This is a genomic window from Falsirhodobacter deserti (genome assembly GCF_004015795.1).
GTDB classification, from domain to species: Bacteria; Pseudomonadota; Alphaproteobacteria; order Rhodobacterales; family Rhodobacteraceae; genus Falsirhodobacter; species Falsirhodobacter deserti.
Genome location: NZ_ML137218.1, coordinates 378,812 through 402,756 on the forward strand (window position 1 = coordinate 378,812; position 23,945 = coordinate 402,756).

Annotated in this window: 30 protein-coding genes and 1 tRNA gene; 14 read left to right on the forward strand and 17 right to left on the reverse strand. The window is 65.0% G+C overall.

Annotated features, from left to right (window positions below):
- Window positions 1-94: 94 nt before the first annotated feature.
- Window positions 95-652: a YqgE/AlgH family protein gene (locus JX25_RS01920; protein ID WP_128253437.1), complete on the forward strand. Its 558-nt coding sequence runs from the start codon at window positions 95-97 to the stop codon at window positions 650-652.
- Here the strand turns inward: JX25_RS01920 and ade are convergent.
- A complete protein-coding gene (gene ade / locus JX25_RS01925) occupies window positions 649-2,337 on the reverse strand; it encodes an adenine deaminase (protein WP_128253438.1) in 1,689 nt (562 codons plus the stop codon). The genes JX25_RS01920 and ade overlap by 4 nt on opposite strands.
- Before the next feature lie 72 nt (window positions 2,338-2,409).
- On the opposite strand from ade, the gene JX25_RS01930 reads away from it, so the two are divergent.
- Complete coding sequence (locus JX25_RS01930) at window positions 2,410-3,345, forward strand: DMT family transporter (RefSeq protein ID WP_128253439.1); 936 nt, start codon at window positions 2,410-2,412, stop codon at window positions 3,343-3,345.
- A 2-nt stretch (window positions 3,346-3,347) separates the two neighbouring features.
- On the opposite strand, the gene JX25_RS01935 is transcribed toward JX25_RS01930, so the two are convergent.
- From JX25_RS01935 to JX25_RS01945, 3 genes are all read right to left on the reverse strand, one after another.
- On the reverse strand, window positions 3,348-4,262 hold the full coding sequence (locus tag JX25_RS01935) for an MYG1 family protein (RefSeq protein ID WP_128253440.1): 915 nt from the start codon (window positions 4,260-4,262) through the stop codon (window positions 3,348-3,350).
- Between the two features lie 58 nt (window positions 4,263-4,320).
- Window positions 4,321-4,396 (reverse strand) — tRNA-Ala (locus tag JX25_RS01940).
- Between the two features lie 103 nt (window positions 4,397-4,499).
- Window positions 4,500-4,826, reverse strand: a complete 327-nt coding sequence (locus JX25_RS01945; RefSeq protein WP_128253441.1) for a TIGR02300 family protein — start codon at window positions 4,824-4,826, stop codon at window positions 4,500-4,502.
- A 147-nt stretch (window positions 4,827-4,973) separates the two neighbouring features.
- Between JX25_RS01945 and JX25_RS01950 the strand changes: the two genes are divergently transcribed.
- The 3 genes from JX25_RS01950 to JX25_RS01960 are packed head-to-tail and all read left to right on the forward strand — an operon-like array spanning window position 4,974 to window position 7,317.
- On the forward strand, window positions 4,974-5,648 hold the full coding sequence (locus tag JX25_RS01950) for a M48 family metallopeptidase (protein WP_128255140.1): 675 nt from the start codon (window positions 4,974-4,976) through the stop codon (window positions 5,646-5,648).
- The gene (locus tag JX25_RS01955; RefSeq protein WP_128253442.1) at window positions 5,645-6,304 is read left to right on the forward strand and encodes a GntR family transcriptional regulator; all 660 of its coding nucleotides are present in this window, start codon (window positions 5,645-5,647) and stop codon (window positions 6,302-6,304) included. Before JX25_RS01950 ends, JX25_RS01955 begins: the two co-directional genes overlap by 4 nt.
- Window positions 6,305-6,354: 50 nt before the next feature.
- A complete protein-coding gene (locus tag JX25_RS01960) occupies window positions 6,355-7,317 on the forward strand; it encodes an aldo/keto reductase (protein WP_128253443.1) in 963 nt (320 codons plus the stop codon).
- Here JX25_RS01960 and JX25_RS01965 read toward each other — a convergent pair.
- Together JX25_RS01965 and JX25_RS15230 are read right to left on the reverse strand one after the other, a co-directional pair.
- Window positions 7,308-7,517 carry a hypothetical protein gene (locus tag JX25_RS01965; RefSeq protein ID WP_128253444.1) on the reverse strand — a complete coding sequence of 70 codons (210 nt, stop codon included), beginning with the start codon at window positions 7,515-7,517 and terminating at the stop codon, window positions 7,308-7,310. The two genes, JX25_RS01960 and JX25_RS01965, sit on opposite strands and share 10 nt — an antisense overlap.
- Window positions 7,517-7,651, reverse strand: coding sequence for a hypothetical protein (locus tag JX25_RS15230; RefSeq protein WP_277750064.1), 135 nt, complete (start codon window positions 7,649-7,651; stop codon window positions 7,517-7,519). The genes JX25_RS01965 and JX25_RS15230 overlap by 1 nt, the downstream gene beginning before the upstream one ends.
- Window positions 7,652-7,780: 129 nt before the next feature.
- On the opposite strand from JX25_RS15230, the gene JX25_RS01970 reads away from it, so the two are divergent.
- A complete protein-coding gene (locus tag JX25_RS01970) occupies window positions 7,781-8,287 on the forward strand; it encodes a gluconokinase (RefSeq protein WP_206611508.1) in 507 nt (168 codons plus the stop codon).
- On the opposite strand, the gene JX25_RS01975 is transcribed toward JX25_RS01970, so the two are convergent.
- Window positions 8,251-9,765 (reverse strand): YifB family Mg chelatase-like AAA ATPase, encoded by a 1,515-nt coding sequence (locus JX25_RS01975; RefSeq protein WP_128253445.1) that lies wholly within the window; start codon window positions 9,763-9,765, stop codon window positions 8,251-8,253. The genes JX25_RS01970 and JX25_RS01975 overlap by 37 nt on opposite strands.
- A 234-nt stretch (window positions 9,766-9,999) precedes the next feature.
- Here JX25_RS01975 and JX25_RS01980 point away from each other — a divergent pair, with 234 nt between their 5' ends.
- The 6 genes from JX25_RS01980 to JX25_RS02005 are packed head-to-tail and all read left to right on the forward strand — an operon-like array spanning window position 10,000 to window position 14,845.
- Window positions 10,000-10,875 carry an RNA polymerase factor sigma-32 gene (locus JX25_RS01980; RefSeq protein ID WP_128253446.1) on the forward strand — a complete coding sequence of 292 codons (876 nt, stop codon included), beginning with the start codon at window positions 10,000-10,002 and terminating at the stop codon, window positions 10,873-10,875.
- 51 nt (window positions 10,876-10,926) lie between these two features.
- A complete protein-coding gene (coaBC, locus tag JX25_RS01985) occupies window positions 10,927-12,141 on the forward strand; it encodes a bifunctional phosphopantothenoylcysteine decarboxylase/phosphopantothenate--cysteine ligase CoaBC (protein WP_128253447.1) in 1,215 nt (404 codons plus the stop codon).
- 15 nt (window positions 12,142-12,156) lie between these two features.
- Window positions 12,157-12,549: a hypothetical protein gene (locus JX25_RS01990; protein ID WP_128253448.1), complete on the forward strand. Its 393-nt coding sequence runs from the start codon at window positions 12,157-12,159 to the stop codon at window positions 12,547-12,549.
- Window positions 12,550-12,603: 54 nt separating this feature from the next.
- Window positions 12,604-13,068: a dUTP diphosphatase gene (dut, locus tag JX25_RS01995; protein WP_338323016.1), complete on the forward strand. Its 465-nt coding sequence runs from the start codon at window positions 12,604-12,606 to the stop codon at window positions 13,066-13,068.
- Window positions 13,065-13,820, forward strand: coding sequence for a HesA/MoeB/ThiF family protein (locus JX25_RS02000; RefSeq protein ID WP_128253449.1), 756 nt, complete (start codon window positions 13,065-13,067; stop codon window positions 13,818-13,820). The genes dut and JX25_RS02000 overlap by 4 nt, the downstream gene beginning before the upstream one ends.
- Before the next feature lie 23 nt (window positions 13,821-13,843).
- Window positions 13,844-14,845: a DNA topoisomerase IB gene (locus tag JX25_RS02005; protein ID WP_128253450.1), complete on the forward strand. Its 1,002-nt coding sequence runs from the start codon at window positions 13,844-13,846 to the stop codon at window positions 14,843-14,845.
- Here the strand turns inward: JX25_RS02005 and JX25_RS02010 are convergent.
- The 3 genes from JX25_RS02010 to JX25_RS02020 are packed head-to-tail and all read right to left on the reverse strand — an operon-like array spanning window position 14,842 to window position 15,806.
- Window positions 14,842-15,030, reverse strand: coding sequence for a DUF3008 family protein (locus JX25_RS02010; protein ID WP_128253451.1), 189 nt, complete (start codon window positions 15,028-15,030; stop codon window positions 14,842-14,844). The genes JX25_RS02005 and JX25_RS02010 overlap by 4 nt on opposite strands.
- An 11-nt stretch (window positions 15,031-15,041) precedes the next feature.
- Window positions 15,042-15,224 carry a hypothetical protein gene (locus tag JX25_RS02015; RefSeq protein WP_128253452.1) on the reverse strand — a complete coding sequence of 61 codons (183 nt, stop codon included), beginning with the start codon at window positions 15,222-15,224 and terminating at the stop codon, window positions 15,042-15,044.
- 36 nt (window positions 15,225-15,260) lie between these two features.
- On the reverse strand, window positions 15,261-15,806 hold the full coding sequence (locus JX25_RS02020) for a DNA-3-methyladenine glycosylase (protein ID WP_128255143.1): 546 nt from the start codon (window positions 15,804-15,806) through the stop codon (window positions 15,261-15,263).
- A gap of 73 nt (window positions 15,807-15,879) precedes the next feature.
- On the opposite strand from JX25_RS02020, the gene JX25_RS02025 reads away from it, so the two are divergent.
- Entirely contained in the window at window positions 15,880-16,479 is a 600-nt protein-coding gene (locus tag JX25_RS02025) for a BON domain-containing protein (RefSeq protein ID WP_128253453.1), read from the forward strand.
- A 30-nt stretch (window positions 16,480-16,509) separates the two neighbouring features.
- Here JX25_RS02025 and JX25_RS02030 read toward each other — a convergent pair whose 3' ends face one another.
- Window positions 16,510-17,172: a hypothetical protein gene (locus tag JX25_RS02030; RefSeq protein WP_128253454.1), complete on the reverse strand. Its 663-nt coding sequence runs from the start codon at window positions 17,170-17,172 to the stop codon at window positions 16,510-16,512.
- 154 nt (window positions 17,173-17,326) lie between these two features.
- On the opposite strand from JX25_RS02030, the gene JX25_RS02035 reads away from it, so the two are divergent.
- Window positions 17,327-17,983 carry a sirohydrochlorin chelatase gene (locus JX25_RS02035; protein WP_128253455.1) on the forward strand — a complete coding sequence of 219 codons (657 nt, stop codon included), beginning with the start codon at window positions 17,327-17,329 and terminating at the stop codon, window positions 17,981-17,983.
- On the opposite strand, the gene JX25_RS02040 is transcribed toward JX25_RS02035, so the two are convergent.
- From JX25_RS02040 to mreC, 6 genes are read right to left on the reverse strand one after another with little or no spacing between them, the layout of a single operon-like run.
- On the reverse strand, window positions 17,980-18,852 hold the full coding sequence (locus JX25_RS02040) for a cation diffusion facilitator family transporter (RefSeq protein ID WP_128253456.1): 873 nt from the start codon (window positions 18,850-18,852) through the stop codon (window positions 17,980-17,982). The genes JX25_RS02035 and JX25_RS02040 overlap by 4 nt on opposite strands.
- 13 nt (window positions 18,853-18,865) lie before the next feature.
- Window positions 18,866-19,375, reverse strand: coding sequence for an SH3 domain-containing protein (locus JX25_RS02045; RefSeq protein WP_128253457.1), 510 nt, complete (start codon window positions 19,373-19,375; stop codon window positions 18,866-18,868).
- Between the two features lie 34 nt (window positions 19,376-19,409).
- Window positions 19,410-20,549: a rod shape-determining protein RodA gene (gene rodA, locus JX25_RS02050; protein WP_128253458.1), complete on the reverse strand. Its 1,140-nt coding sequence runs from the start codon at window positions 20,547-20,549 to the stop codon at window positions 19,410-19,412.
- Window positions 20,546-22,501 (reverse strand): penicillin-binding protein 2, encoded by a 1,956-nt coding sequence (gene mrdA / locus JX25_RS02055; RefSeq protein ID WP_164876032.1) that lies wholly within the window; start codon window positions 22,499-22,501, stop codon window positions 20,546-20,548. The genes rodA and mrdA overlap by 4 nt, the downstream gene beginning before the upstream one ends.
- Complete coding sequence (locus JX25_RS02060; protein WP_128253459.1) at window positions 22,498-23,037, reverse strand: rod shape-determining protein MreD; 540 nt, start codon at window positions 23,035-23,037, stop codon at window positions 22,498-22,500. Before JX25_RS02060 ends, mrdA begins: the two co-directional genes overlap by 4 nt.
- Window positions 23,034-23,939: a rod shape-determining protein MreC gene (gene mreC, locus JX25_RS02065; RefSeq protein WP_128253460.1), complete on the reverse strand. Its 906-nt coding sequence runs from the start codon at window positions 23,937-23,939 to the stop codon at window positions 23,034-23,036. The genes JX25_RS02060 and mreC overlap by 4 nt, the downstream gene beginning before the upstream one ends.
- Between the last annotated feature and the right edge of the window lie 6 nt (window positions 23,940-23,945).

The following is a 23,945-nucleotide window of genomic DNA, read 5'->3' on the forward strand; positions in this document are numbered from 1 at the left end:
ATAAGCAGCCCGCGCGGATTGGGAAATCACATTCCGGTCACGCACGGGTTGAGCGGGCCGCCTGCCGCGCCATATCTGGATAATGGAGCAAGAGATGAACCTGTCAGGCGCCGTCCTGATCGCGATGCCCGGGATGGGGGATGAACGGTTCGACCACTCGGTCGTGCTGATCTGCGCCCACTCCGATGATGGAAGCATGGGGCTGATCGTCAACAAGCCCATGGACGATCTGCACTTCTCCGCCCTGCTGGAGCAGTTGGAGATCCCCGAACGGCCCGAAGGGCGCGACATCCGCGTCCACCTGGGCGGTCCGGTGGAACGGGGCCGGGGCTTTGTGCTTCACAGCACGGATTATGATTCGCAGGGCGCCACGATGCTGATCGAAGGCGGGCTGTGCATGACGGCCACGCTGGATATCCTTCAGGCTTTCGCGCGGGGCGAAGGCCCCAGCCGCGCGATTCTTGCCCTTGGCTATTCCGGCTGGGGTCCGGGCCAGCTGGAGGACGAGATCGCGCGCAACGAATGGCTGATGCTGCCACAGGCACAGGCAGACCTGATCTTCGCCGAGGATGCCGGCGCCAAGTGGTCGAGCCACCTGCGCGCCATCGGCGTCGATCCCGTTTCGCTTTCGGCCACGGCCGGGCGCGCCTAGATCAGGGCGAAGCGGTCCACGTCCACAAGGCCCATGTCGGTGATCTTCAGATGCGGGATCACCGGCAGGGCAAGAAAGGCCAGTTGCAGGAACGGCTCTTCCAGCGTGACGCCAAGGGATTTGGCGGCGCTGCGCAGGGCGATCAGGCGGTCGCGCACATCCTCGAAGGGATCAAGGCTCATCAGGCCGGCAACGGGCAGCGACAGTTCGGCCAGAACCTCCCCATCCGCCACCACCACAAAGCCGCCCTCGATCTGGCCAAGGCGGGTCACGGCTGCGGCCATGTCGGCATAATCGGCCCCGACCACGGCGATGTTGTGATGGTCATGGCAAACGGTAGAGGCGATGGCCCCGCGCTGCAGCCCGAAGCCTTTCACGATGCCGGTGGCGATGTTGCCGTTCTTTCCGTGCCGTTCCACCACCGCGATGCGGATCAGGTCGCGGCCCGTATCCGGCAACAGGTCGCCATCCTGCGCTTGCAGGGTTTCGGTCAGATGTTCGGTGATGATCTTGCCCGGCAGGATGCCGATCACGGGCGCATCGCCATTGCGGACATAGCGGAACGCCTCTGCCGTCACCGCGGGTGCCTTGACCGAGGCGCGGGCCACTGGCGTGACTGTTTCGCGCACGGCAAAGGCCGCATCATCCGCCACGACCCCGCCCGACAGCACCAGCGAGGTGCGGCAGCTTTCCAGCGTATCGATCACCGCGATATCCGCCCGCAGGCCCGGGGCGATCAGGCCGCGATCCTTCAGGCCGAACGCTTCGGCCGCGGAAAGGCTGGCGGCGCGGTAAACCGCAAGCGGGGGGCAGCCGCGGGCGATCAGCGTGCGGATCATGTAGTCCAGATGGCCATGCTCTTCGATGTCCAGCGGGTTGCGGTCATCGGTGCAGAGGCACAGATAGGGGGAGGTGCGTTCGGTCAGGATCGGGGCCAGCGCCTCCATGTCCTTGGAAACCGATCCTTCACGGATCAGCACGCGCATGCCCTTGCGCAGCTTCTCTATCGCCTCTTCCGCCGTTGTCGCCTCATGCTCGGTCCGGATGCCGGCCGCGATATAGGCGTCCAGATCCCGTCCGCGCAGCAGTGGCGCGTGCCCGTCGATGTGGCGCCCCTGAAACGCCTCCAGCTTCGCCATGCAGCCGGGGTCCTTCATCAGGACGCCGGGGAAGTTCATGAATTCGGCCAGCCCGATGACCTGCGGATGATCCATCAGCGGCGTCAGATCGCCTGCATCCAGTGCCGCGCCCGCGGTTTCCATATGCGTGGATGGCACGCAGGAGGAAAGGTTCACGCGAATATCCATGACCGTCCGGGTGGAGGCATCGAGGAAATAGCGGATCCCCTCCAGCCCGCAGACATTCGCGATTTCATGCGGATCGCAGATGGCGGTGGTCACGCCGCGCGGGGTGACGCAACGGTCAAATTCGAACGGTGTCACAAGCGAGGATTCGATGTGCAGATGCGTGTCGATGAAGCCGGGCACAAGGATGCGGCCCGTGCAGTCGATCTCGCGCGTGCCTTCGAACCGGCCGAAGGTGCCGACGATGCGGTCACCGCAGATGGCGATGTCCGTTTCCACCAGATCACCCGTGATCAGGTCGAACATGCGGCCGCCCTTCAGCACGATATCGGCGGGCATCAGTCCGCGACCCTGATCGATTCGGCGGGCAAGGTCGGTCATCGTCGTCTCCTTTGGCTTGCATGTCCTTAGAATCAGTGCTGACTTGGGTCGTCAACCCCGGAAGGCCGTCCAATGCACGCCCCCACATCCCGCCCTTTGCGCGGCATTGCGCTGAAGCTCTGCTCGGTCCTGATCTTCATTGTCATGTCATCGCTGATCAAGGCGGCTTCGGACAGGGTTCCGGCTGGGGAATCGGTGTTCTTCCGGTCCTTCTTCGCCATTCCCGTGATCCTGACATGGCTGGCGCTGCGGCGGGAATTGCGGACGGGCCTGCAGGTGAACAACATGCTGGGCCATGTCTGGCGCGGGATCGCCGGCACGATGGCGATGGGGTTGGGGTTCGCTGCGCTGGCATACCTGCCATTGCCCGAGGTGACGGCCCTGAACTATGCCGCGCCGCTGATGACGGTCATCCTCGCCTCGATGTTCCTGGGCGAGGAAGTGCGGCTTTTCCGGCTGAGCGCGGTTGCGATCGGGCTGGTCGGAGTGATGATCGTCCTGTGGCCGCGCCTGACGATTCTTGAGGGAGAGGGCGGCGACGCGGCCGCGCTGGGCGCGATGCTGGCGCTGAGCGGGGCGCTGTGCGCGGCCTTGGCGGGGGTGTTCATCCGCAAGATGGTCGCATTCGAGAAAACCTCGGCCATCGTGTTCTGGTTCAGCGTCACCTCCACCGTACTGTCGCTGGCAACCATCCCCTTCGGCTGGGTCATGCCCACCCCGACCGAGGCGGTGCTTCTGGTGCTGGCGGGCCTTCTGGGCGGAACGGCGCAGATCTTCATGACCCAGGCCTTCCGCGAGGCGGACGCCTCTGTCATCGCGCCGTTCGACTATGCCTCGATGCTGTTCGCGCTGGCCATCGGATATGTCTTTTTCGACGAGGTGCCGACCGGAACGATGCTGGTGGGGGCGGCGATCATCGTTTCGGCCGGCTGCCTGATCATCTGGCGCGAACGTGCGCTGGGGCTGGAACGGACGCGCCAGCGCAAGGCGATGTCGCCGCAGGGATAGGGTTACGCCTGCGCTTCGGCCACGGCGAGGCGGGCCATCTCCAGCGCGGCCTCCCGCGTGCGGGCGGCGGCGATGAACCGGCCCTTGTGGCAGAAGGTGGCGCCTTTCACGCCCGAGGCTTCCTCAAGCGCCTCGTTCGTCAGGCCGGCCCATGCGGCGGGCAGATCGGCGCGCACCTCGAACCCCTCATCGTGCAGGCGGATGGTGCCAAGGGTCCAGTCGTCGCCGCGCGGGGCCACCACGAACAGCAGGTGATCCGCACCCGCCTTGATGACCGCAGGGCGGAAGGGCATTCCCATCGGCAGTTCAAGGATCGCGCTGTCACCTGCGGCGCGGATGGCATCCTGCACCATCACCTCGGCCCGGCGCTTGGCGGCGCTGCGCGCGATGCGTGCTTCCACGAAGCTGCGGGCGATGGAAAGGGCGGCGTGGAAAGCGCGGTCCTCGGCATCCGGAGCGGTTTCATCGAAGACCGGCTTCAGCGTTTCCAGCAGCGCGGGCAGGGCCATCGGTGCCAGCGGGCCGGACATGTTCGCCGCGCCGTTGTCCATCAGGTCCACCGGCAGAACGAACCCTGTGTCGAAGGATGCGTGGATTTCCTCCGCATGCGCTTCGGGGACATTGCAGGCGGCAAGATAGTCGCGCCCGTAATGCTTCCAGACCAGCCCGAAGGAGCTGTAGGGCTGGCCGTCTTCGCGCAGGGGGGCACCCCGCTGGTGGTGGTCGAAGATCCGCGTTTCGCCATCGTAGGCGCCGCCAACGTCATAGATGATCCGGTCGGCAGCAGGGGTGATCCAATTCGCCGCGCGGCTGCGCACGACCTGCGCCTGCGGGAACAGGCGGGTCAGGATGACGGTGGAAAACAACTCGTCGGCATGAAAACCGCCCGAATGCGTCACAAGATAAGTGGGCGTCATGCCGGAAATCCTTCGGAAAAAAACAAAAGCCGCCCCGAAGGGCGGCCTTGGTTTATTTTGGTGGAGCCAGGCGGGATCGAACCGCCGACCTCTTGAATGCCATTCAAGCGCTCTCCCAACTGAGCTATGACCCCACCGGGTGTGCCAGCCGTTTCCGGCGTGCTTGGGCCTTCTAGGGGAGGTCGCGGCGGGGCGCAAGAGAAAAATTTGCGCCCCGTCCCGAAACCTTACCGAGGATCAGCTTTCGTCCTCGTCGCCGGCAACATCGGCCAGATCGTCCAGCGAGACGTTGTCGTCGCTGTCATCTTCCAGCAGATCGTCATCGGTTTCGCTGGTGGAATCGTCTTCCAGCAGATCGTCGCCGTCCAGATCCTCGACCAGGCTGTCATCGGCCTTGTCCTCGGTCGCGCGCGAAATGACGGCCGAGGCAGCCTTCTTGCGTGCGTTCTCGATGTCGACGATCTCGCCCGTATAGGGGCTTACGATCGGCGAGCGGTTAAGGTCGTAGAAGCGTTTGCCGGTCGTGGGGCAAAGCCGCTTCGTGCCCCATTCCTCTTTGGGCATGTCCGGTTCCTTCAAAGGGGTGGTGATGCAGTCGCGCCGTCGCTTGCCACAGGCGCGTCCGGCTGTCAAAGGCTTTCGAGGATGCGAAGATGGGGGTTAAGCCGCATGAATGCAAGGCTGGCCTTTGCCACGACGATGGAGGATGCGATGCCTGTCCTGCCCGATTTGCCGGGGGTCGATCTGGTGCTGCGCCGTTCGGCACGGGCGCGGCGCTTCTCGCTGCGCGTGTCACGGATGGACGGGCGGGTGACGCTGTCGCTGCCCGCCCGCGCACGAGAGGCCGAGGCGCTGGACTTCGCCCGCAGCCACACCGACTGGTTGCGCAAGGTCATGACGGACCTGCCTGCGGGCCGGATCGTGGCGCATGGCACGCACCTGCCGGTGGAAGGGCGCTTGCTGACGCTGGTGCCTGCCAAGGCCCGCATCAGGGTGGACGGGGATACGATTGCCGTTCCCGATCCCGCAGGCCCGCGCGTCGCGGCCTTTTTGCGCGTTCTGGCACGCGAACGGCTGGCGGCTGCCTGCGATCTTCATGCCGCCGCGATCGGGCGCAGCTATACCCGTCTGACCCTGCGCGATACGCGCAGCCGCTGGGGCAGCTGCACCTCGGACGGGGCGCTCATGTTCAGCTGGCGGCTTGTCATGGCCCCTCCGGCCATTCTGGATTACGTTGCCGCACATGAGGTTGCGCATCTGGAAGAAATGAATCACTCCCCTGCCTTCTGGGCCATCGTGGCGCGGCTTTGCCCCGATTATGCGGTCCGCCGGGCATGGCTGCGGGGGCCGGAGGGGCAGGACCTTCTGGGCTGGCGCTTCGCATGATCACGCCCCGCATCGATACCACGGTCGCCCATGACCGCGTTTATCGCGCCCTGCGCACGCTGGTCATGCATGGAGAGATCGCCCCCGGCCAGGCGCTGACCCTGCGCGGTATCGGCCGCGATTTCGGCGTGTCCATGACCCCCGCCCGTGAGGCCGTGCGGCGGCTTGTGGCCGAAGGCGCGCTGACGCTTTCATCTTCGGGCCGCGTGGCGACGCCCGAACTGACCGCCGACCGGATCGAGGAACTGGCGGCCATCCGCGCCCTGCTGGAGCCGGAGCTGGCCTCGCGTGCGCTGCCCCGTGCCCATTTCGCGCTGATCGACCGCCTGACCGCGATCAACACCACCAATGCCGAAGCCGTCGCGAAAAGCGATGCCGTCGGCTATATCCGCACCAACCTTGAATTCCACCGCACGCTTTACCTGCGCGCACAGGCACCTGCGATGCTGGCACTGCTGGAAACAGTCTGGTTGCAGCTTGGTCCCACCATGCGGGCGCTTTACGGGCGGCTGCGGCGGAACGAACCGCCCGCCCATCACCGCCACATCCTTGCCGCGCTGCGTGCCGGGGATGAGCCGGGCCTGCGGCTGGCCGTGCGCACCGACGTGACGCAAGGCTTGCGCCATCTGGCAGGGTGGGAACGGACATCGCCTTGACCGATCCGATTCGCGGCGGTTCACTGCCGCATCTTCGGAAAGGACAGGCGATGAAACAAAGGCAGCTTGGCACCGCGCAGGTGGGCGAGATCGGCTTGGGCGCAATGAGCTTTGGCGGCATGTTCGGCGCCACGGACGAGGCGACATCGCTTCGCGCGCTGGATGCGGCCCATGATGCGGGGATCACGCTGATCGACACCGCAAACATCTACGGGCTTGGCATCTCGGAAAAGGTGATCGGCAAGTGGGGCCGCAAGGATATCGTGCTGGCCACCAAATGCGGGATTGTCAGCGGGCCGCCCCGCAGCGTGGATAATTCCGAACCCTATATCCGCGCCTGCCTTGAGGAGTCGCTTCGCCGGCTGCAGCGCGATCATGTGGATCTTTATTACATCCATCGGCGCGATCCGGGCGTGCCGATCGACGAACTCGCCGGCACGATGTCGCGCCTGATCGAGGAAGGGCGCATCGGCGGCTGGGGCCTGTCAGAGGTTTCGCCCGCCACCGTACGTCAGGCCCACGCCCTTTGCCCGCTGACGGCAGTGCAGAACGAATATTCGCTTTGGACCCGCCTGCCGGAACTGGGCCTGCTGCGCACCTGCAACGAGTTGGGGATCGCCTTTGTCGCCTTTTCGCCGCTGGGGCGCGGGATGTTCGGCAACCGACCGATACGGCGCGAGGATTTCCGGTCGGGGGACGATTTCCGCCACACCAACCCGCGCTTTGTGGAACCCAACCTGTCGGCCAATCTTGCAGCGGTGGCGCCGTTCCGCGACTTCTGCCGCCAGCGCGGCTGGAACGTGGCCGCCACGGCGCTGGCTTGGGTGCTGGCGCAGGGCGATCACATCATCCCGATCCCCGGCACGCGAACGGCCGAACATCTGGGCGAATGGACGGGGGTGGAATTGACGCCGGAGGATCTGGCCGAAATCGACCGCATTCTGCCTTCCGGCTTCGCATGGGGCGACCGGTATGGCGATCACCAGCTTGCCTTCGTGGAGCGTTACTGCTGACGAAGGCAGTGCTTGGGCTGTTTGCCCCGTGGCAGGTCCGTTTCCGCTCCGCAGCTTGCGCAGCGGAAAAAGGACCGGCCCTCGGGTGCGCGGCTGCGATCCTCTCGCCAGCGGCAGTCGCGCGTCAACGTGCGGCTGCGGTGCCACAGCCAGGACAGCACGAAGAACGCGATCAGGCCAAGGATCAGCAGCACCGGCATCAGGCTGCGTAATACCCGAACATCTGGTCCAGATCAGAGGGTGCGGGCGTTTTGGCGGTTTTTTCGGCTTCGCGGCGGTAATAGTCCAGTGCGGCGGTGCCGGCGTCGGGCTTGGCGGGCGTGGTGGCTGTCATGGTGATCTCTCCTTCACGGTTGACAGATAGTGTCTGCACCCTTCCGCCACCACGCCCCTTTGTGCATGTGCGTCATGCGGAAGATGCAAGGCGGATGGCGAAGCGGGGCGTGCGCCCTATTTCAAGGGGATGGAACACGGATATTCACGCATCGTCCTGATGGGCGTCCCGGGCACGGGAAAAACCACGATTGGCCGCGCCCTGTCGCGTGCAACCGGCCTGCGGTATCTGGACGGCGACGCAATGCATACGGGCCGGGCGCTGCAGCGCATGGCGGAAGGCGTCCCTCTTGGGGATGAGGATTGCTGGCCTTGGCTGGTGCGCGTGGGCAACGCGCTTTCCAATCCGCCGCTGATTGCCGGGTGTTCGACCCTCAAACGCAGCTATCGCGATCTGCTGCGCAGTATTGCCGGACCCATCGCCTTTGTTCACCTGACGGGCGCGCCTGCCGTTATCGCGCGCCGGATGCACGGACGACCGAGCCCGTCCATGCCAGCGGATCTGGCCAGACAGTTTGCCGATCTTCAGCCGCCCGAACCAGACGAACAGTCTCTGACAATCGACATCGACCAGCCGCTGGAAGTGATCGTGGCGAATATTCAGGCTGCCATGGGCTTTGCACCCGCAAGCCGGTAGCCCACCGCCTCGGCCACATGGGGCTGCCGGACGGTTTCGCTTCCATCCAGATCGGCAATCGTACGGGCAACACGCAGAATGCGGTGATATCCGCGCGCCGACAGGCCGAAACGTTCGGCAACCCGTCCCAGCAAGGCGCGACCCTGATCGTCGGGTGTTGCAACCTCGTCCAGCAGTGCGCCTTCGGCTTCGGCATTGGTGCGTATGCCGTGGCTGGCGAAGCGCTGCGCCTGCACGTGCCGCGCGCTTGCCACCCGCTGCGCGATGGTGGCCGAGCTTTCGCCCGTGGCCGGGCCGTCCAGGTCGCTCCACCCGACGGCGGGAACATCCAGCCGGATGTCGAACCGGTCCATCAGCGGGCCAGAGATGCGGCCCAGATAATCTTCCCCGCAAACCGGCACGCGAGCGCAGGCACGCGCCGGATCGGACATGTATCCGCAGCGGCACGGGTTGGCCGCAGCAACCAGCAGGAACCGGCAGGGATAGCGGATATGCGCGCTGGCGCGGGAGACCATGATTTCCCCCGTCTCGATCGGCTGGCGCAGGGTTTCCAGAACCTGACGCGGAAATTCGGGGAATTCGTCAAGAAACAGCACACCGTTATGGGCAAGGCTCAACTCTCCCGGTTTTGCCGCGCGCCCACCCCCCGTGATGGCGGTGGCCGAGGCAGTGTGGTGCGGCGCGCGGAACGGGCGTTCGCGCCGGATGCCGCCTTCCAGCAGGCCGGCAACCGAATGGATGGTAGAGGTTTCAAGCGCCTCGACCGCCGAAAGGGGCGGCAGGATGCCGGGCAAACGCGCGGCAAGCATGGACTTGCCGGAACCGGGCGTGCCCACCATCAGCATGTGGTGCCGCCCTGCCGCCGCAATTTCCAGTGCGCGCTTGGCCCGTTCCTGCCCCTTCACGTCGCGGAAGTCGCGCCGGGTTTCGGGTGCAGGGGCTTCCCCCGCTTCCACAGGACGGAGGTGGGATTTTCCGGTGAAATGATGCACCACGTCCAGAAGCGAGGATGCCGCCAGAACCTCGGTCGCGCCCACCCATGCCGCTTCCGGCCCGCAGGCGCGCGGGCAGACCAGCGCGCGATCCGCCTCGGCCGCCGCCATCGCGGCCGGCAGCGCCCCAACCACCGGCATCAGCCGCCCGTCCAGCGACAATTCGCCCAGCGATACCGTGCCCTCCACCTCGTCCTTCGGCAGGATATCCATGGCGGCCAGCAGGGCCAGCGCGATGGGCAGATCGAAATGCGATCCTTCCTTGGGCAGATCGGCAGGGGCAAGGTTGATGGCGATCCGCCGCGAAGGCAGGGCGATGGACATGGCATCCAGTGCCGCCCGGATCCTTTCCTTCGCCTCGCTGACAGCCTTGTCGGGCAGGCCGACGATGGCAAAGGCCGGAAGGCCGGGGGATACGGCGCACTGCACTTCCACCAACCGGGCCTCCACCCCTTCGAATGCGACGGTATAGGCCCGTGTGACCATGCTGCCCCCTTGGTTAAGGAAGCGTTAGCCTTGGCCGGTTGATGAAAGGTTAATCCGGCAGGCCATCAGCAATATGTCGCGGATGTAAAAAATCGCCTTGAAGCAACTTTTTCCGGAACTAGTGCGCAGGCTTCGCCGTTGCACATCCGAACACAGGTGCCGCGCCACGATGGAAAGTGGGGCGGAAATGCCTCGGGTCAAGGGACCCACGGACAGTAAGAGGGAGCCTTCCACATGCCGCTTGACGCCTTCAGCGACCAGACCATGTCCCGCCGTGCAATGAAAGCCGAGTTGCTGGACGCGGAAACCGAATTGCGCCTTGCCTATGCGTGGCGCGACCAGCGGGATGAACAAGCCCTTCACCGCCTGATCACCGCCTATATGCGTTTGGCGATTTCGATGGCGGCCAAGTTCCGCCGCTATGGCGCGCCGATGAACGACCTGATTCAGGAGGCAAGCCTCGGCCTGATGAAGGCTGCCGACAAGTTCGATCCCGATCGCGGCGTGCGCTTTTCCACCTATGCCGTGTGGTGGATCAAGGCGTCGATCCAGGATTACGTGATGCGCAACTGGTCGATGGTGCGCACCGGTTCCACCTCCAGCCAGAAGGCGCTGTTCTTCAACATGCGGCGCGTTCAGGCAAAGCTGGAGCGGGAGGCAGAGGCACGGGGCGAAACCCTTGACGGGCACCAGCTGCGCCACATGATCGCGACTGAGGTCGGTGTTCCGCTGGCGGATGTGGAGATGATGGAAGGCCGCCTATCGGGCACGGATTTTTCGCTGAACGCCACCCAATCCTCGGACGAGGAAGGCCGTGAGTGGATCGATGCGTTGGAAGATGAAGCCGCTCAGGCGGCCGAGCAGGTGGAAGGCGCCCACGACGCCGAATGCCTTCGCGGCTGGCTGATCAGTGCGATCCAGGGGCTCAACCCGCGCGAGCGCTTCATCGTGACCGAGCGGAAGCTGCGCGATGCCCCCCGCACGCTGGAGTCGCTGGGCGAGGAGCTGGGCCTTTCCAAGGAGCGTGTTCGCCAGCTGGAAGCTGCCGCCTTCACCAAGATGCGTCGCAGCCTCGAGACGCAAAGCCGCGAGGTTCACCACTTCCTTTGACGTTGAGTTGCCCTTGCCCCCCGCCTATGTCTGGCGGGAACGGAGGGCGACATGCTTCAGGGAAAACGCATTCTTCTGGTGATCGGCGGCGGTATCGCCGCTTACAAGGCGCTGGACCTGATCCGGCGCCTTCGCGAACGCGGCGCGGCGGTCACCCCCGTTCTTACAGCCTCGGGCAGTCAGTTCGTCACGCCGCTGGCTGTTTCCGCATTGGCAGGTTCCAAGGTCTATCGTGACCTGTTCGACCTGACGGACGAGGCGGAGATGGGCCATATCCAGCTTTCCCGTTCTGCCGACCTGATCGTGGTTGCACCTGCGACGGCGGATCTGATGGCGCGCATGGCGGCAGGGCGGGCGGATGATCTTGCCTCTACGTTGCTGCTGGCCACCGATACGCCCGTGCTGGTTGCCCCGGCGATGAACGTGCGGATGTGGGACCATCCGGCCACCCGCCGCAACATCGCCACCCTTCGCGGCGACGGCATTGCCTTCGTGGGCCCGAATGACGGGTCGATGGCCTGCGGCGAATACGGTCCGGGCCGCATGTCCGAACCGCTGGAAATCGTCGCCGCGGTGGAGGCGCATTTCCGTGCCGGGCCGCTGGCCGGAAAGCATATCCTCGTAACCTCCGGCCCGACGCATGAACCTATCGATCCGGTGCGCTATATCGCGAACCGCTCCTCGGGCGCGCAGGGAACGGCCATTGCCCGTGCACTGATCGCCCTTGGGGCCCGTATCACCTTCGTGACCGGCCCGGCGGAGGTTCCGCCCCCCGAAGGCGCAGATGTGGTGCGCGTGCAAACGGCGCGGGACATGCTGGCGGCGGTTCAGGCCGCGCTTCCTGCGGATGCAGCCATCTTCGCAGCGGCCGTGGCCGATTGGCACGTCGCCAATGCCGGCGCATCCAAGCTGAAGAAAACCAAAGGCGGCATGGCGCTGGAATTCGCCGAGAACCCTGACATCCTTGCCATGGTTTCGCATCTGCCGGATCGCCCTGCGCTGGTGGTGGGCTTCGCCGCCGAAACCGATGACGTGATCACCAATGCCACCGCCAAGCGCCTGCGCAAGGGGTGCGACTGGATCGTTGCCAACGATGTCTCGCCTGCAACGGGCATTATGGGGGGGACGGAAAACGCGGTCACCATCATCCGGCAGGATGGGGCGGAAACATGGCCGCGCATGGCCAAGGATCAGGTGGCGCGCCGTCTTGCCGTTGCCGTGGCCGAGGCGTTGGGGAACCCCTCCGCCCCCGCCACCGTTTCCTGAAAACAGGAGATGATCATGCTGCGCCTTGCCCTTGCCTTTGCCCTTCTTCCTTTTGCTGCCCTTGCGCAGGACCGGATCGCCTTGCCCGATGGCGCAACGACCACCCAAGTCGCCGGACAGGCCGGTGACGGCGCCGAGATGCGTTACCTTCTGAACGCGCAGGAAGGCCAGACGCTGAGCCTGACGCTGGATGCGCCGGACCAGTCCACTGCCTTCGCCATCTTCCCGCCGGGGGAGCAGGCGGCTTCGTTCATCGGCGGGCGTGTGGGAACCGCGTTTTCCGCTGTGCTGCCGAAAAGCGGGGATTACGCCATCGTTGTCACCCGTTCGGGCAGCGCCGCGGATTTTGCGCTTGATGTGGCCGTCACGAACGAAATGGCAACCGGCGCGCCCGTTCTGCCGCAATAGGTTGTTCTTGGCTTTCGCTGCCCCTATCACCCTGCCATGAACAGGAAAGGGACGATGATGACGCCGATGGTCGAGGTGAAGGTGCTGGATGCGCGGGTGCATGACTGGGGTCTGCCCGCCTATCAAACGGAAGGCGCGGCGGCCGTCGATCTTTTCGCCTGCCTTGATGCCCCCCTGCGGATCGAGGCTGGCGCACCGGCGGTTCTGGTTCCTGCCGGCATCGCATTGTTCATGGACACGGACCGGATCGCGGCACTGGTGCTGCCCCGTTCGGGTGCGGGCCACAAGCGCGGCCTGGTTCTGGGCAACCTCGTGGGTCTGATCGATTCCGATTACACGGGCGGCATCATGATCAGCCTGTGGAACCGCAACCCGCAGGGAGAGCCGATCGTGGTCGAGCCCGGCGAGCGCGTGGCGCAACTGATGTTCGTTCCCGTCATCCGCCCCGAATTGCGGATCGTGGACGAACATTCGGGCAGCACCGCACGCGGCGCCGGAGGGTTCGGATCCACCGGATGACCCCGGACGAGCTTCACCGCTACAGCCGGCACATCCTGCTGCGGGAAATCGGCGGCACCGGCCAGCGGAAGCTTGCACAAGCGCGGGTGCTGATGATCGGGGCAGGCGGTCTTGGCGCGCCGGCGCTGATGTATCTGGCGGCTGCGGGGGTCGGGCAGATCACCGTCATGGATGGCGACGTGGTGGATCTGACGAACCTTCAGCGTCAGATCGTCCACGATACCCAAAGCGTTGGCGCGAACAAGGCAACCTCTGCCGCGCAAAGGATGCGGGCGCTGAACCCCCATGTCGTTGCAACCGCGGTGGAGCGGCACCTGACCGACGCCGACGCGGATCTTGTGGCCGCGCATGATCTTGTTCTGGATGGCAGCGACAGTTTTGCCACCCGCTATGCAGTGAACCGTCTGGCCGTGCGCGCAGGGGTTCCGCTGGTTTCTGCGGCGCTGACGCAGTGGGAAGGGCAGATCGGCCTTTTTGGTGATGGCGCTGCCTGTTATGCCTGCGTTTTTCCGGCGGCCCCTGCGCCCCACCTTGTCCCGACTTGCGCCGAGGCGGGGGTGGCCGGCCCGCTGCCCGGCATCCTTGGCGCGATGATGGCGGCAGAGGCGGTGAAGCATCTGACGGGGGCGGGCCAGACACTTCGCAACCGCCTCATGATCCATGATGCGCTGTTTGCCGATAATCGCACCATCGCCACGCGCCGCCGCGCGGACTGCCCCGTTTGTGGAACCGGTGCGCACCTTCCCGGTTGATCCCCGCGTGAAGGAGCCTGCCCATGCTGAACGATCTCTCGCTCCCCACGGGGCTGGTCTATGTCGAAGATTCCATGCCTGGAATCCGGCGGCGAAAGGTGGGCAAAGGGTTCTGCTTCATCGGCCCCGATGGCACGAAGCTTTCGGGGGATGAGCGGAGCCGCTGCCTGAAACTTGCCGTTCCGCCAGCCTATCGCGATGTGTGGATCTGCCCCTTGCCAAACGGGCATCTGCAGGCCACCGGGATCGACGCGCGGGGCCGCAAGCAATACCGTTACCATCTGAACTGGGCCGAATGGCGGGCCGAACAGAAATACGGCAACCTTCCCGCCTTCGGCGCCGCGCTGGGCCGGTTGCGCCGCCGGCTGGATCGTGACCTGAAGGGGGAGGCCGGCGATCTGTCCTTCAGCCTTGCCGCGATGGTCATGCTGATCGACCGCGCCTATATCCGTGCAGGCACGCCCGCCTATATGCTGGAAAACCGCACCTTCGGGGCCACCACGCTGCTGACGCGGCACCTCAGCCTGTCGGAAGGCACCGTCAGGCTGAAGTTCCAGGCGAAGGGCGGCAAGCGCGTGAACCGCGTTCTGCGCGACAAGCGGCTGCACCGCATCATGCACCAGATCGGCGATCTGCCGGGGCGGCACCTGTTCACGTGGATCGATGATGAAGGGAAGGTGCATCCCGTCTCCTCGCACCACCTGAACGATTACATCGCAGATGCTTCTGGCGTCGTGGGCGCCTCGGCCAAGACCTTCCGCACATGGGGCGGATCGCTTGCGGCCTTCACCACAGCGCGTGCCGAAGGGGGCAAGCTGACCGTGAAGATGATGGCCGAAGCCGCATCGGAGGCGCTGACGAACACGCCCACCATTGCGCGCAAATCCTATATCCACCCGAAGGTCCTTGGCCTTGCCGACATGCCTGTGGCCGAAAGGCTGGAGTTGATGGAGGCGCTGCCGGATACCGGCGACAGCGCCCTTCGTTCAGATGAACGGCGCCTGCTGGCGCTGCTGGAGGATTAGGACTTGCCCGCGTGTTCGGGTTTTCCCTTGCGTTTCGTGTGGGCCAGATCCTCCAGCTGATCCTTGGTCATGGACTTCTCCATGCTGCGGGATGCGCCCTTCAGGTCGGATTTCGCAGTCTCTCCCCGCTTGGCGGAAAGGGCAGCGCCCGCAGCTTTCTGCTGGGCTTGCGATTTTGCAGGCATTGGCGCCTCCGTCAGCCGTGGATGGGCGGAGTGATCTCGCCGGGGTTGGGCAGGTCCGGATCTTCTGCAGGCGGGATCAGTGGCGGATCGGGCATGGGATCGGGATAATGGTCGGGGCCCGGTGTGGGCGGCGGTTCCATGGGGGGCGTATCGCCGGGAACGGGAACGCCAACGGCTTGAAGCTGGTCGGTCATGATGTCCTCCTATCCTGAACAAACCGGTCAACCCCGTCAGGGTTCCCCAAACGGCCGGCTGAGAAAGCGCGAACCCTTGGCGCCGAACCGCCACGGCACATCGATCCCGCGGGTGATGCCGATGCGCGGGCCAGTTGCGATCTCAACAGCGGGGCCGCGCAGGATGTGCAGCAGGTCAGTGCCGTCATCCTGCGGGCCAAGCGCCAGCGCCTGCCCGATGCAGCCGGGCCCGCTGCAGAACCGGCGCGGATCATCGGTGCCGCGCCGCGCCGCCATCTCATCCAGTCCCCAAAGCGGCTCCAGCGCGCGGATCAGCACAGCGCTTCCGGGCTGGCATACGACGTTCAGGCACCAGTGGATCCCGTAGGAGCGATAAACGTAAGCCAGCCCCGCCGGCCCGAACATCGAAGCGTTTCGCTGGGTTGGACCGCGAAAGCTGTGCGAGGCGGGATCGTCGGCCGTATAGGCTTCGGTTTCGGTGATAAGGCCGCCGATGCCGCGCACCAAAAGCCTCGCGCCGATCAGGTCGCGGGCAACTTCGGGGGCAGGGCGGGCGAACCATTCATGCGGCAGTCGTTCCATCCGGTAAAACCTAGGGCGGAACATCGGCCTGTCCCGCATGTTGACCCGCTGAACGGATGAAAGGAGGACTTCCATGTCTGACGATCGTTATCGCGACCGCAATCCCTTCAGTGAAGAGGAGCGCGAGGACCGACGCGCCCGCTCCGACAACTGGGTCGGGGAGGGGCGGATGGCCGGTTTCGGGCGCCTTGCCTATGACACGCCTTATCGCGGGGAACGTCCCAGCGACGATTTCAGCAACCGCAACGCGCGACGGGATTACGATCCCTATGCCGCAGGTGACCGTTACGAGCGCCACGGGTCATCCGGCTATCGCAGGGATGATCACGAGCGCGGGTTCTTCGACCGCGCCTCGGACCAGGTGGCGTCATGGCTGGGCGACGATGATGCACAGGCCCGACGCGACGAGGATCACCGTGGCAAGGGCCCTCGCGGTTACGTCCGCTCTGACGCGCGCATACTTGACGATGTCAGCGACCGGCTGGCCGATGACCGTTGGGTGGACGCTTCGGATATCGAGGTGAAGGTAACGGATGCCGAGGTGACGCTGACCGGCACCGTCCGTTCACGTGAACAGAAGCGCCGTGCAGAGGATTGCGCCGAGATGGTATCAGGCGTGCAGCATGTTCAGAACAACCTGCGCGTTGCAAGGCGCGACACCGAGGTGCTTTGACCTGCCGAGGTGCCCCTTCGGGGGCACCGCTTATTCCGCGGGAACGGCAGCCAGACCAGCCTCGTGCCGGACCGACGGTACTACCAGACGTGCGATTGCCAGCACGATCAGCCAATAGCAGACGCCCTCCAGAACCTCCTCCAACCGGCCCGAGAGCATGTCATAGAAGGCGGGCAGGTGGACGTCGAAATCCAGCAGCTTGCGGCCCAGCCCGTCCAGCGTTTTGGCCAGAACCCCGCAAACCATCGCAATGGCCAGCATCCATGCATCCGGCGCACCCTGACGCAGGCGCGACCACCAAAGCGGCAGGTTGCGCCGCAGGATACGCAGGCCGACCCAAAGCGTGAACAGGATCGCAAGGCCCCCGAACACCTTGGTTTCAAGCGTGCCGTCGCGGGTATAGGTGGTCAGCTTCAGCAGGCCGCTATCGGTGAACTGCTTGTCGAAATCCAGTTCCCGCGCCAGCATCAGCGCAAGGGCTGCGGGCAACTGCCATTCGCGCCAGCGATATTCGCCCGCCAGCCAGAACCACAGGATGATCGCCCCCACCAGCAGGCCGACCGAAGCTTGCTCGACCCCGTGGCCTTCGTGGAAGAACAGGTCCAGATCATGCACGAGTGCCGCCGAGGCGACCAGATAACCCAGCGTCAGCAGGGTTGCGGTTCGGGCAATGGCGGCGAAGGTGGGATGCATCGTAATCTCCTGTCGAAGAATGGTACCTAACCTTCCGTCATCAAAGTTACACGTTTCGTTCGCAAATCCGTTAAAAAAATCGTAACGTCAATCGCGGCCTGTTGCCGCAATGGCACATCTGGATCAGCGGAAAACTCTGCGGCATGGTGGGGCCATGAAACATGCCGTCATCGTCGCCCATGGCCAACCCTCTGATCCCGAACCCGCCGCGCGGGAAATCGCGGCCCTTGCCGCGAAGGTGCAACTGCATCTGCCGGGTTGGACCATCCGTTCCGCCACGCTGGCCGAGCCGGAGGCCCTGGCGCAGGCTGTTTGCGAAGGGGTGGGGGTAATCTATCCGCTGTTCATGGCGGAAGGGTGGTTCACGCGCACCCACCTGCCCAAGCGGCTGGCCGATGCCGGGGGCGAGGGTTGGCGCATCCTTCCGCCCTTTGGCACCGATCCTGCCATCGCCGCGCTGACGGTGCATCTGGCGCGGGCGGTTGGGCGGCCCGTGCTGCTCGCGGCGCATGGATCATTCCGCAGCACGGCCCCGTCGCAGATCGCCCATGACATGGCCGCGCGGATCACGTCGGAAACGGGGCTTCCCGCGAAAGCGGCCTTCATCGACCAATCCCCCCAGATCGCCGAGGTGGCGGCGACGATGCCCGATGCAGCCTGCCTGCCTTTCTTTGCCGCGCGTGGAGGGCATGTGATCGAGGATCTTCCCACAGCACTGGACGAGGCGGGCTTCACCGGCCCGCGGCTGGATCCCGTGGGCCTTGATGCACGCGTGCCCGCGATCATCGCGGCGGCGATCAGTGCGGGTTAATCAGCCACGTCCTTGTGGATGATCACCTCTGCCTGCGGATAGGCGAGGGTGATGGTTCGCTTCAGGCCGGCGCCGATATCGTGCGCCTCGCGCAGGGGCAGGTCGCCATCCAGTTCGATATGCAGGTTGATGAAGACGCGGCTGCCGGCGGTGCGGGATTTCAGGTCGTGAAAACCGCGCACGCCGGGCCAGTGGCGGGCAAGGGTGGCAATGCCGTCCAGCAGCGCCGGATCGGCCTGACGGTCCATCAGCGCATCGAATGCTGCCCGCCCGATTCCGACTGCGCCAAGCGCCATCATCACCGCCGCCGCCAGCGCCACCACGCTGTCGATCTGCGGCAGCCCCAGCGGCCCCGCCGCCAGAAGCGAGATGATGGCCCCGATGGCAGGGATCAGATCGCCCATGTAATGCAGCCGGTCGGCGGCGATCACGCGATTGCCCGTTGCCCGCGCCACGCGCCCCTGCCACCAGACCAGCCCCAGCGTCAGCACGATGGAGATGACCATGACCGCGACGCCCTGCGTTTCCTGATGCAGCTGCGCGGTATCATGGGCCAGCAGGCGCATCACGGCGGCCACGGCAATGACACCGGCCGAAATGAGGATGAACACGGCCTGCCCAAGCGCGACGATATCCTCGACCGAGGAATGGCCGAAAGGGTGATCCTCGTCGGCGGGGCGCTGAGCATAAAGGATGGCCGTCATCGCAGCAATGGAGATCATCAGATCCATCGCGCTGTCGGCCAGCGAGGCCGCAACCGACAGTGCCCCCGTCGCGGCAACTGCCCACAGCTTCAAGGCAACCAGCGTCCCCGCCACCCCGATCGAGGCGAAGCCGGCGCGCATCGTCATCCGCTTGGCGTCGGTCATCGCCTTGCCTTTCCTAATTCAGGACCTCGTCCGTCCCGACACCCCAGATATCGGCCTTGCGGACCCAGCCCTCATCCCCTTGGATGCGCAGGTCGCACCAATGCATCGTGCAGGCCAGCAGGCTTCCGATCACGTCCTTTTCGGCCTTCAGCACCACGGGCGCATCTTCTGACGGATCGGCATGAAGATCGGCCATGTCGGCGGTGACAAGGGCGCTGCGCGAACCGGAAAGCAGCGCGTAATGCACCCAGCCGCCCGCGCCCTCGGAATCCTCGACCCGCCGCCAGTGGCCATGTTCGGCAGTGATCATAAGCGGCATGCCGTCGCGCTTGAACACCCAGTCGATCCGGTGCGTCAGGCCGGGGCCGCGGCGGGCATTCCCTTCTTCGGTTTTCAGCGTGACAAAGCGCGGCAAGGGCAGGTTCGTCACCGCCCCCACGTTTACAACGTCCGCATCCTGCGCCGCAACCGGCGAGGCCGCCACCACAAGGGCCGCGACCAGCACCCGAAACAGTTCCTTCATCATGTCCCCCTTGCCTTTTGGGTTCTTGATATCATCAGCGGGCGCGGTGAACATGGGCGCTTTGCACGATGCCGAAGGCCGTCAGCAACACCATCATGGCCGACCCGCCATAGCTGACCAGCGGCAGCGGCACGCCCACGACCGGCGCCAGCCCCATCACCATCAGCATGTTCACTGCGAACAGGAAAAAGAACGAGGCCGCAATACCCAGAGTGACCAGCGCCGAGAAGCGGTCCCTCATCTGGATGGCCGACGAAATGCAGAAGGCGATGATAAGGACGTAAAGCACCAGAAGCGAACAGGCGCCAACAAAGCCGAATTCCTCGGCAAGTGAGGTGAAGATGAAGTCGGTGTGCTTTTCCGGCAGGAAGTTCAGCCGGCTCTGCGTGCCCTGCATGAAGCCGCGCCCTGTCCATCCGCCAGAACCGAGGGCGATCTTGGCCTGCGTGATGTGATAGCCCGCGCCAAGTGGGTCGGATGCCGGATCAAGGAAGATGTCGATCCGCCTGAACTGGTAATCGCGCAAAAGCTGCCAAGGGGTGCCCCGCGACATCAGGACCAGCGTGACCAGCCCCGTGCCCGCGCCGATGACGACGGCGAAATAGATCCAGCTGACCCCCGCGCAGAACATCACCACTGCGCCACCGCCCATCAACAGGATGCCGGTGCCGAGATCGGGCTGCACCATCACCAGCGCCACCGGCACAAGGATCAGGATGACCGGGATCAGCACCCATATGGGGCGCGAGACCTTTCGCGGGTCCAGCCAGTCGTAATAGGCGGCCAGCATCATCACCAGCGCGATCTTCATCAACTCGGACGGTTGCAGCATGATGAAGCCGAGGTTCAGCCAGCGCTGCGCCCCCATGCCCACATGGCCCATGATATCCACTGCCACCAGAAGCCCGATGGACAGCAGATACGCCACGCCCGAAATGTTGCGCCAGAACCAGATGGGGATCATCGCCACGATCAGCATTACCGTCAGGCCGACGGCGAACCGCTTCATCTGCGGTTCTGCCCATGTGGACAGGGTGCCCCCCGCGACGGAGTAAAGCATCAGCCAGCCGACGGCGCAAACCGTTGTCAGCAGCAGCACCAGCGGCCAGTTCAGATACAGGATCTTCCGCAGACCCGAGGGAACGGCCTGAATGCGGTATTCCAGAAAGCTCATGCCCGTCCCCTGGTGCCGGTGGCGCTGGCCAAGGTGTCGAACTGGCGCAAAGGCAGCTCCGACAAGGCGGTTTCGATGCGGGCGCGCTGGCTGGCGGGATAGGCGGACAAGGGCGGCGTGCCCCCCGTCAGGATGCGCAGCAGCACGTCTCGCAGAATCGGGGCGGCCACGGTCGATCCGCCGCCGCCATGTTCCACCACGCAGGAAACGGCCACGCGGGGATTATCATAGGGGGCAAAGCCCACGAACAGGGCATGGTCGCGCCGGTTCCACGGCAGCTGGTCGTTGCTGATCACGCCACGTGCACGTTCGGCCGCAGTGATGTTGCGCACCTGCGAGGTGCCGGACTTGCCGGCCATTGTCAGCGCCGGGTCAACGATGCGATTGGAATAACCCGTCATCCCGAAAGTGTTCGACACGGTATGCATGCCTTGGCGGACCTGCCGCAGGAGGCGCGGATCGACATCCAGAGGCGGAGCCTCAGTCTCGGGCACGTCCTGCCCGCCGATGGCCTTCACCAGCCGCGGCGCCACCGCGCGCCCCGAGGCCAGCCGCGCCGTCATCACCGCAAGCTGAAGCGGCGAGGTCAGAACATATCCCTGCCCGATAGAGGCGTTGATCGTGTCGCCCACGCGCCATTCCTGTCCATAGCTTGCCGCTTTCCATGCCTTGTCGGGCATCACGCCTTCCACAATGGCCGACATCGGCAGGTCGTGACGCTGGCCCAGCCCAAGGCGGCGGCCCATGTCGGCGATCTTGTCGATCCCCACGCGCTGCGACACGTCATAGAAATAGACGTCGCAGCTGCGGCCAAGCGCCTCGTCCAGCGCGAGGTGGCCGTGGCCGCCCCGCGACCAGCAGTGAAAGCGCCGGCCCGCAACCTCGTAATAGCCGGGGCAGTAAACGCGGGTTTCGGCATCGATCACCCCCGCCTCCAGCGCGGCAAGGGCAGTGACCATCTTGAACGTCGATCCGGGCGGATAAGCCCCCGACACGGTCTTGTTGGCCAGCGGGCGGTGGTCGTTCCCCGTCAGCGCGGCATAATCGCCATAGGAGATGCCGCGCACGAAAAGGTTCGGATCAAAGGACGGGGTAGAGGAAATGGCCAGCAGATCGCCATTCGTGACATCCATCGCCACGACCGCCGCGCTTTCGGAGCCCAGACGCGCCTGCACGAAATTCTGCACCTCGGCATCGATTGTCAGGGTCAGGTCGGCGCCCGGCTGGCCTTCCACGCGGCCCAGCTCACGCATGACGCGGCCTACGGCGTTCACCTCGATCCGCTTGGTGCCTGCCTCGCCGCGAAGGGTGTCCTCCATCCACGTTTCCAGCCCGACCTTTCCGATCTGGAACTGCGGAATCTGAAGCAGCGGGTCCGGTGTTTCCTGTTTTGCCAGATCGCGTTCGGACACGGGACCGACATAGCCGACGACATGTGCAAAATCGGCATCGAATGGATAGATGCGCGACTGGCCCACCTCGGGCGTGACGCCGGGCAGCGAGGGCGCGTTCACTGCCACGCGCGACATGTCATCCCAGCTGATACGGTCTGCCACGACAAGGGGAACGAAGGCGCTGCGCTTCTTCGCCTCATCCTCCACCCGGGCGATATCGGCATCGGTCAGGGGAATCACCCGCTGCAGCCGATGCAGCACGTCGGAGACATCGCCCGCATCCTCGCGCGTGATGGTGATGCGGTAATTCTGTTCGTTACCCGCGATCAGCCGGCCGTTGCGATCGAAGATCTGGCCGCGATGCGGCGGAATCAGACGGATGGAGACACGGTTTTCCTCGGCCAGCATGCGGTACTGGTCGGCTTCGTCCACCTGCATGTATCGCATGCGCGCCCCAAGCACCGCCGCCACGGCGGACATTGCCCCGCCAAGGATCAGCGCGCGCCGGGTGGTGCGGCGGGTGGTGTCGTCACTGTCGCGGTGGGCGATGCGTTTCACATCCGTCTCCCCAATGCGTCGATTTCGCCGGTTGCGGGCTTGTGCAGGCCAAAGACCACGGTCGTCACCAGAACAACCAGCGGATAGGACGCGATCGTGGCCGCCACGCCCATCATCGCATACCCCAAGGTGACCTGCGGAAGAAAGGCCATCGCGAACACGAAACGGTAGGCCAGTTCCATCCCGAATATCAGCCCCGCGGCCACCAGCCATTCGCTAAGGAAGTTGGATTCGCGCGCAAAGGCGACGCGGCGGCGCAGGAATTCCGTCGCCAGCACCGAGATTGCGGCCCAAAGCCCCGGCGGGCGCATCAGAAGCACATCCTCTGCCAGTACCACGATGGCAATCAGCCATGCCCGCATCGTGTCAGGGCGCCGAAGCGTCCATGCCAGCGTCACGCAAAGCAGCAGGTCCGGCCCCGGCCAGCTGTCCGCCTCCCTGCCCAGCGGCATCAGGCGCACGAGGATCAGCACCAGCGCGATCAGGACAAAGGCAAGCCGGTGGATCCAGCGCCCCGTCCGGCCCGACCCGGTCATGGTGCGGCCTGCGAAACAAGGGGCGGAAGTTCGGGCGTGACGGGAAGCGGCGGGGTGATCAACTCTCCCGGATCGGTGGGGACGGGGCGTTCGCCCATCCGCAGCACGCGCAGGAATTCCAGCCTTGCATAATCGGCGGCAAGGCGCACGCGCAGGCGGCGGTCGGGCCGCTGGGCAACCTCGCCCACCAGAAGATCCGAAGGAAACACCGATCCGTCACCCGAAGTGACAACACGATCGCCCGGCCGCACCAGATCGGGCTTTTCCAGAAACTCCAGCACCGGGGTGCCGGTGTTGTCGCCCGAAAGAATGGCCCGTTGCCCCGAAGGCTGGACCATCACCGGAATGCGGCTGCTGGAATCGGTCAGCAGGATCACGCGGCTGGTCTGGTTTCCCACGCCCGAGATGCGGCCCACAAGGCCGACCCCGTCCATCGTGGCCCAGCCGTCGCGGATTCCGTCGCGGCTGCCCACGTTCAGCAGCACCGACTGGCGGAAGGGAGATCCGCTGTCGGCCAGAACCTTGCCCGTCACATGCGTCAGTTCGGGATCCAGCCGCACCTGGTTCAGATCCAGCAGCTTGGCGTTCTGTTGTTCCAGCTGAAGCGCGGCTTCCTTCCAGGCGCGCATCTGCTGCAACTCGCGCCGCAGTTCCTGGTTCTGTTCATAGATGCGGACATAGGATTGCGCATCATCGACCATGTTGGCGATCTTCGTCACAGGCGTCATCGCCCAGTCGAAACTGGGCACGAAACGATCGACCAGCGCGGCGCGAAGCTGTTCGACGCGCACGCTGTCGATCCGCCAGAACATGAAGATCGTCAGCAAAAGCAGGACCAGCCCGCCGACAAGGATGCGTCGCAGGGGGCGGGTGAACTGGTCATGTCCGGTATCCCTTGCCACGGTATC

Excerpts from the sequence above, each read along its gene's own strand:
- JX25_RS01920 (WP_128253437.1), top strand. The coding sequence starts at position 95 with ATGAACCTGTCAGGCGCCGTCCTGATCGCGATGCCCGGGATGGGGGAT.
- ade (WP_128253438.1), bottom strand. The coding sequence starts at position 2,337 with ATGACCGACCTTGCCCGCCGAATCGATCAGGGTCGCGGACTGATGCCC.
- JX25_RS01930 (WP_128253439.1), top strand. The coding sequence starts at position 2,410 with ATGCACGCCCCCACATCCCGCCCTTTGCGCGGCATTGCGCTGAAGCTC.
- JX25_RS01935 (WP_128253440.1), bottom strand. The coding sequence starts at position 4,262 with ATGACGCCCACTTATCTTGTGACGCATTCGGGCGGTTTTCATGCCGAC.
- JX25_RS01945 (WP_128253441.1), bottom strand. The coding sequence starts at position 4,826 with ATGCCCAAAGAGGAATGGGGCACGAAGCGGCTTTGCCCCACGACCGGC.
- JX25_RS01950 (WP_128255140.1), top strand. The coding sequence starts at position 4,974 with ATGCCTGTCCTGCCCGATTTGCCGGGGGTCGATCTGGTGCTGCGCCGT.
- JX25_RS01955 (WP_128253442.1), top strand. The coding sequence starts at position 5,645 with ATGATCACGCCCCGCATCGATACCACGGTCGCCCATGACCGCGTTTAT.
- JX25_RS01960 (WP_128253443.1), top strand. The coding sequence starts at position 6,355 with ATGAAACAAAGGCAGCTTGGCACCGCGCAGGTGGGCGAGATCGGCTTG.
- JX25_RS01965 (WP_128253444.1), bottom strand. The coding sequence starts at position 7,517 with ATGCCGGTGCTGCTGATCCTTGGCCTGATCGCGTTCTTCGTGCTGTCC.
- JX25_RS15230 (WP_277750064.1), bottom strand. The coding sequence starts at position 7,651 with ATGACAGCCACCACGCCCGCCAAGCCCGACGCCGGCACCGCCGCACTG.
- JX25_RS01970 (WP_206611508.1), top strand. The coding sequence starts at position 7,781 with ATGGAACACGGATATTCACGCATCGTCCTGATGGGCGTCCCGGGCACG.
- JX25_RS01975 (WP_128253445.1), bottom strand. The coding sequence starts at position 9,765 with ATGGTCACACGGGCCTATACCGTCGCATTCGAAGGGGTGGAGGCCCGG.
- JX25_RS01980 (WP_128253446.1), top strand. The coding sequence starts at position 10,000 with ATGCCGCTTGACGCCTTCAGCGACCAGACCATGTCCCGCCGTGCAATG.
- coaBC (WP_128253447.1), top strand. The coding sequence starts at position 10,927 with ATGCTTCAGGGAAAACGCATTCTTCTGGTGATCGGCGGCGGTATCGCC.
- JX25_RS01990 (WP_128253448.1), top strand. The coding sequence starts at position 12,157 with ATGCTGCGCCTTGCCCTTGCCTTTGCCCTTCTTCCTTTTGCTGCCCTT.
- dut (WP_338323016.1), top strand. The coding sequence starts at position 12,604 with ATGATGACGCCGATGGTCGAGGTGAAGGTGCTGGATGCGCGGGTGCAT.
- JX25_RS02000 (WP_128253449.1), top strand. The coding sequence starts at position 13,065 with ATGACCCCGGACGAGCTTCACCGCTACAGCCGGCACATCCTGCTGCGG.
- JX25_RS02005 (WP_128253450.1), top strand. The coding sequence starts at position 13,844 with ATGCTGAACGATCTCTCGCTCCCCACGGGGCTGGTCTATGTCGAAGAT.
- JX25_RS02010 (WP_128253451.1), bottom strand. The coding sequence starts at position 15,030 with ATGCCTGCAAAATCGCAAGCCCAGCAGAAAGCTGCGGGCGCTGCCCTT.
- JX25_RS02015 (WP_128253452.1), bottom strand. The coding sequence starts at position 15,224 with ATGACCGACCAGCTTCAAGCCGTTGGCGTTCCCGTTCCCGGCGATACG.
- JX25_RS02020 (WP_128255143.1), bottom strand. The coding sequence starts at position 15,806 with ATGGAACGACTGCCGCATGAATGGTTCGCCCGCCCTGCCCCCGAAGTT.
- JX25_RS02025 (WP_128253453.1), top strand. The coding sequence starts at position 15,880 with ATGTCTGACGATCGTTATCGCGACCGCAATCCCTTCAGTGAAGAGGAG.
- JX25_RS02030 (WP_128253454.1), bottom strand. The coding sequence starts at position 17,172 with ATGCATCCCACCTTCGCCGCCATTGCCCGAACCGCAACCCTGCTGACG.
- JX25_RS02035 (WP_128253455.1), top strand. The coding sequence starts at position 17,327 with ATGAAACATGCCGTCATCGTCGCCCATGGCCAACCCTCTGATCCCGAA.
- JX25_RS02040 (WP_128253456.1), bottom strand. The coding sequence starts at position 18,852 with ATGACCGACGCCAAGCGGATGACGATGCGCGCCGGCTTCGCCTCGATC.
- JX25_RS02045 (WP_128253457.1), bottom strand. The coding sequence starts at position 19,375 with ATGAAGGAACTGTTTCGGGTGCTGGTCGCGGCCCTTGTGGTGGCGGCC.
- rodA (WP_128253458.1), bottom strand. The coding sequence starts at position 20,549 with ATGAGCTTTCTGGAATACCGCATTCAGGCCGTTCCCTCGGGTCTGCGG.
- JX25_RS02060 (WP_128253459.1), bottom strand. The coding sequence starts at position 23,037 with ATGACCGGGTCGGGCCGGACGGGGCGCTGGATCCACCGGCTTGCCTTT.